The organism is Trebonia sp., from assembly GCF_030042015.1.
Lineage (GTDB): Bacteria > Actinomycetota > Actinomycetes > Streptosporangiales > Streptosporangiaceae > Trebonia.
Genome location: NZ_JASIAL010000481.1, coordinates 1 through 4,007, shown reverse-complemented (window position 1 = coordinate 4,007; position 4,007 = coordinate 1). Strand labels below are relative to the sequence as shown.

4 protein-coding genes are annotated in these 4,007 nt (G+C 70.7%); all 4 read right to left on the bottom strand.

Translation table 11 applies throughout. The features are described 5' to 3' along the window. Positions 1–860: nucleotidyltransferase domain-containing protein (locus Q1N79_RS25665; protein ID WP_300613288.1), on the bottom strand; the 860-nt coding region annotated here is incomplete at its 3' end. A 172-nt stretch (positions 861–1,032) separates the two neighbouring features. Continuing rightward, positions 1,033–1,371: a P-II family nitrogen regulator gene (locus tag Q1N79_RS25660; protein ID WP_300613286.1), complete on the bottom strand. Its 339-nt coding sequence runs from the start codon at positions 1,369–1,371 to the stop codon at positions 1,033–1,035. 136 nt (positions 1,372–1,507) lie between these two features. Beyond that, on the bottom strand, positions 1,508–2,716 hold the full coding sequence (gene ftsY / locus Q1N79_RS25655; protein ID WP_300613284.1) for a signal recognition particle-docking protein FtsY: 1,209 nt from the start codon (positions 2,714–2,716) through the stop codon (positions 1,508–1,510). 319 nt (positions 2,717–3,035) lie between these two features. Next, positions 3,036–4,007 (bottom strand): AAA family ATPase (locus Q1N79_RS25650; RefSeq protein ID WP_300613282.1); only part of this gene is annotated, 972 nt, incomplete at its 5' end.

Genomic DNA, 4,007 nt, shown 5'->3' with positions numbered 1-4,007 from the left:
GCGGCCCGCAGCACCAGCACCGGGTCCGAGCCCGGCGCCGCGGCCCGTGCGAGCACCACCTCGCCGTCCTGCTCGACGACCCCGTCCGCGAGCGGGCGGCGCTCCAGCTTCGCTCGCCGCATCCGGACGCCGAGCGCCCGCCGCCCGCCCGCCCGGTCGGCCTGGCGGAAGGCGTGATCGACCGCGTACGCGACCGTCCGGCCGGCCCCGGCCAGGTTCCGCAGCAGCGCGTCCCCGTCGAGCAGGCCGAGCGTGCGCGCGACCTCGTCCTGCTCCTCAAGGACAAGCCGGTCCAGCCGGCGCCCGGTGACCTCGTGCAGCACGTGGCGCGCGTCGAGGATCTGCTCATAGGCGGCGCGCACCCGGGGTCCTGGCGCGGGAGCCACCCAGGCCGCCGCGATCGCCTGAATGGCGTGCACGTCACGCTGCCCGCCGCGGGACTCCTTGAGATCGGGCTCGAGCAGGAAGGCCAGCTCGCCGTGCAGCCGGGTGCGTTCCTCGTGCAGTTCCCTGAGCTCGGCGAGCCGGGTCCTGGCGTTGGCGCGCCAGTCCTCGAGCGCCCCCTCGCGCAGCCGGGTGGTCAGGTCGGCGTCGCCTGCCACGTGCCGGGCGTTCAGCAGCCCGAGCGCGACCTTCACGTCGCTGCGGGCCACCCTCCTGGCCTGCGGAACGGTCCGCACGGCGTGGTCCAGCCTGGCGCCTGAGTCCCATACCGGATACCAGATCCGGTCGGCGATCTTGGCGATGCCTTCCCTGCCGTCGTGCAGCAAGAGCACGTCAAGGTCACTGCCTGGCAGCAGTTCCTTACGGCCGTACCCACCGACGGCCACGAGGGCGACGCCAGGCTCCGCGCCGAGCATCCCGGCCAGCCAGCGATCTGTTTCTGTAGTCCTTCGGCCACGATCAGCCGCGAAAGTGGTCATTAGCGCTCACCAGGTCCCCCGAGTGATCAGTGCACGCCGCGCATGGCGCGCTCGCGGTAACCGGTCCCGGTCTGTTGTAACGCCCGGTCAGGGCCGCGCGGACGCCGGCTCAGATCGCGTCTGCCCCGCGCTCCCCTGTGCGCACCCGGATGACGGAATCCACTGGCAGGACCCACACCTTGCCGTCACCGATCCGGCCGGTCTGCGCTGCCTTGACGACGACGCCCACCAGGTCGTCGACATCCTCATCGTCGCATATCACCTCGACGCGGACCTTGGGCACGAGGTCTACCTGGTACTCGGCGCCCCGGTACACCTCGGTGTGCCCGCGCTGCCTGCCGTATCCGCTCGCTTCACTGACTGTCATGCCGTGCACGCCGAATGCCTGCAACGCTGCTTTGACATCGTCGAGTTTGAAGGGCTTGATGACAGCCGTAATGAGCTTCATGTGACCACCTTCTCGTTCGCCTGCACCGACAATGCCTTACAGGAGTTTCCTGCGTCCAGTCAGAATGTGTCCGGAACGTGAAACAGATGGCCCGTCTATTACGGCGGTGTTTCCTGCGCGGGTTAAGCGCCGCCGGTCAGCCGCCGAGGATCGCGTCGACGAACGTGGCCGGCTCGAACGGCGCCAGGTCATCCGGGCCTTCCCCGAGGCCGACGAGCTTCACAGGGACGCCGAGTTCCCGTTGCACGGCTATCACGATGCCGCCCTTGGCGGTCCCGTCCAGTTTGGTCAGCACGATCCCGGACACGTCGACTACCTCGGCGAACACCCTGGCCTGGCGCAGCCCGTTCTGGCCGGTGGTGGCGTCGAGCACGAGCAGCACCTCGTCTACGGCGGTGCGCTTCTCGACGACCCGCTTGACCTTCCCGAGCTCGTCCATCAGGCCCGCCTTGGTGTGCAGGCGGCCGGCGGTGTCGATCACCACCACGTCGACCTCGGCCTCGATGCCCTTGCTCACCGCCTCGAACGCGACGCTCGCCGAGTCCGCGCCCTCGACCTCTGACCTGACGACTTCGGCGCCCACCCGGTCCCCCCACGTCTGCAGCTGGTCCGCCGCGGCCGCGCGGAACGTGTCCGCCGCGCCGAGCACTACCGACTCGCCGTCGCCGATCAGCGAGCGGGCGAGCTTGCCGCATGTCGTGGTCTTGCCCGTGCCGTTGACGCCGACCACGAGGATGACGGCGGGCCTGCCCTCGTGCCGATGGGTCCGCAGCGCGCGGCTGGCCGCGGTCTCCACCTGGGCGAGCAGTTCGGCCCTGAGCATCTCGCGCACCTCCTCAGGAGTCCGCGTCCCCTCGACCTTCACCTTGGTCCGCAGGTCCGAGACGATCTGCCTGGCGGGCGTCACCCCGACGTCGGCGGTGATCAGGACATCCTCGATCTCGTCCCACGTCTCGTCGTCCAGGCGATCCCTGGACAGCAGGCCAAGCAGCGCGGACCCGAAGCCGGTCTGCGATCTGGCCAGCCGCGACCGCAGCCGTACCATCCGCCCGGCCGAAGGCGGCGGCTTCTCCAGCGCCGGCTTCGGCGGCGCGGACGGCGCGGGGGACGGCGCGGGGGACGGCAGCGTCGCCGTCGTGCCGCCAGCCGCCGCGCCGGTTTCCGCTCCCGTCCCCGGCGGGCGGGTTCGGCTGTCGGTGGTCGTCCCCGTGCCGGATCCGGTCCCTAGATCGCGGTCCGCACGGCCACGGCGAACCCCGCGGGTGCCTCGCGGCCGCAGCAGCGTCGCCCCGCCGACGCCGACGATGAGCACCGCGAGCACGACGATGAGGATGATGTATTCCATAACAACCCACAGTCTCCAGGAACGGCAGATCCGCGACGCAAGCCGCGCATGTTGAAGGCGCGGATGAAGCCCTGAGCACGCTCTAGCATGCCCGATCGCGCGACCACCACACGGCGTGCCCCCCTGCGTCGCGTGAAGAGAGTCGGGTGTGCTAGGCGAGCCCGCCCTGGCCGGCCCCGGGCGTCGGCAAACTTCGTCACACCAGCCTCTGCTGTCATCCTTGCACACTTCTTGCATGGACAAACCGGACATTCTGGGCGCCGGAATGGTCACAGAGTGTGCGAAGTCCCACGTGGGGGACTGGCCGGCGCCGACGGCGTCACGCGGGTTCGCGGACGCGCTGGCTGATCACCGCGGAGACGCCGTCGCCGCGCATCGTGACACCGTACAGGGCGTCCCCTGCCTCCATCGTCCGCCGCTGGTGGGTGATCACGATCAGCTGGGAGTTCTCCTGCAGCTCGTCGAAGATGAGCAGGAGCCGCTGCATGTTGCTGTCGTCGAGCGCGGCCTCCACCTCGTCAAGCACGTAGAACGGCGACGGGCGTGCCTTGAAGATGGCGAACAGGTAGGCGATCGCGGTGAGCGACCGCTCCCCGCCCGACAGCAGCGACAGCCGCTTGACCCTCTTGCCCGGCGGCCTGGCCTCGATCTCGATTCCCGAGGTCAGCAAGTTGCCGGGCTCGGTGAGCAGCAGCCGGCCGGCGCCGCCGCCGGGGAAGAGCTGCGCGAACAGCCCCTCGAACTCGCGGGCGGTGTCGGCGTACGCGGAGGCGAACACCTCCTGCACCCGGTCGTCCACCTCCTTGACCACCATGAGCAGGTCACGCCGGGTCTTGCGAAGGTCGTCGAGCTGGGTGGCGAGGAACGCGTGGCGTTCGGTGAGCGCCTCGTACTCCTCCAGGGCCAGCGGGTTGACCTTGCCGAGCCGGTCGAGCTGGCGCTGCGCGTCGGCGGCGCGGCGCTCGGCCGCGCCGCGGTCATACCGCGACGGCAGCGCCGCCTCGTCGCCGATCACGGGCACGGGCACCTCGGGGCCGTACTCCGCGATCAGCGCGTCCGCCTCGACCCCGAACTCCTCAAGCGCGTGTTCCGCGAGCTGCTCGAGGCGCAGCCGGTGCTCGGCGCGAGCGACCTCGGTACCATGCGCGGTGCTGACCACGGTGTCGAGATCGGCGGCGATTTCGCGACTGCGGGCCCGGACGGTCTTGAGCTCGCCAGCGCCGCCCGCGCTCGCGGCCTCGGCCTCGGTGCGCAACGCCAGCGCGCGGGCCACCGACCGCTCTGCCGCGTC

Bases quoted from the DNA above. Each gene is read 5' to 3' on its own strand.
- Q1N79_RS25660 (WP_300613286.1), bottom strand. From the start codon at position 1,371: ATGAAGCTCATTACGGCTGTCATCAAGCCCTTCAAACTCGACGATGTC.
- ftsY (WP_300613284.1), bottom strand. From the start codon at position 2,716: ATGGAATACATCATCCTCATCGTCGTGCTCGCGGTGCTCATCGTCGGC.